This is a genomic window from Stenotrophomonas humi (assembly GCF_001431415.1).
Taxonomy (GTDB): Bacteria; Pseudomonadota; Gammaproteobacteria; order Xanthomonadales; family Xanthomonadaceae; genus Stenotrophomonas; species Stenotrophomonas humi.
This window is the reverse complement of sequence record NZ_LDJI01000062.1, coordinates 1-1,045: the sequence shown is the minus strand read 5'-3', so window position 1 is coordinate 1,045 and position 1,045 is coordinate 1. Positions and strand designations below refer to the sequence as shown.

At 62.7% G+C, this 1,045-nt stretch carries 1 protein-coding gene; it reads left to right on the top strand.

The window, feature by feature from the left end; all coding sequences use genetic code 11:
- Positions 1-55 precede the first annotated feature (55 nt).
- Positions 56-1,045, top strand: a 990-nt coding sequence (locus tag ABB26_RS18280; RefSeq protein ID WP_057636139.1) for a flagellin N-terminal helical domain-containing protein, incomplete at its 3' end; no start/stop codon positions are given.

Here is a 1,045-nt window from a genome sequence, read left to right as displayed (position 1 = left end):
TTGTCGAAACGGCCTACCCTGCGACCGACACTCTGCAGAGAGTCGGCAGCGTCAGATGGGTATACGAGACAGGGCCACCACCATCCAGCGCCTGTCGTCGGGTTCGCGCATCAACAGCGCCAAGGACGACGCCGCCGGCCTGGCCATCTCCGAGCGTTTCGGCACCCAGATCCGCGGCACCGACGTTGCCATCCGCAATGCCAACGACGGCATTTCGCTGGCGCAGGTCGCCGAAGGTTCGCTGAGCGAAATCGGCAACAACCTGCAGCGCGTGCGTGAACTGGCCGTGCAGGCCTCCAACGCCACCAACTCGGCCAGCGACCGCAAGGCGCTGCAGGCCGAAGTGACGCAGTTGGTCAGCGAAATCGACCGCGTTGCCAAGCAGTCCGAGTTCAACGGCACCAAGCTGCTGGACGGCTCGTTCTCCAGCCAGCTGTTCCAGGTCGGTGCCAATGCCGGTCAGTCCATCGCCATCGACAAGATCGTCAACGCCAAGAGTGATTCATTGGGGACGACGAGCTTCATGAGCGGTGCGATGACGGTGGCCGCACCAACAACGGCTGCCGGCGCAACTGCCAACACCGCCGGCTATGCGGCAACCAACATGACCGGCATCAAGATCAACGGCATCGATATCGGCAATGTGAGCGTTGCAGCCAGCGGGGCAGAAGCCTATTCAGGTGCTGATCCTGCCGCTGCAGGGGCCGCAGCAGCAGCTGCCGGCAAGTTGGCGGTGGGCAATGCACTGGCAGCAGAAATCAACAAGAAGTCTGGCGATACCGGCGTAACCGCAACCGTCGATGCTGTTGGTGATCTGAAGTTCGATTCCTGGAAGGAAGGCACCACCGCCATCACCAGCGCTGGCCTCACCGGCGTAACCATGGGAACCGCTGCCACGCAGAAAACCGCAGCAAACCTGGATGTCAGCACGTTCGCCGGTGCGCAGCAGGCGCTGCAGATCGTCGACAACGCGCTGAGCTCGATCAACAGCACGCGTGCTGACCTCGGTGCGGTCCAGAACCGCTTCACCTCGGTGGTGGCCAAC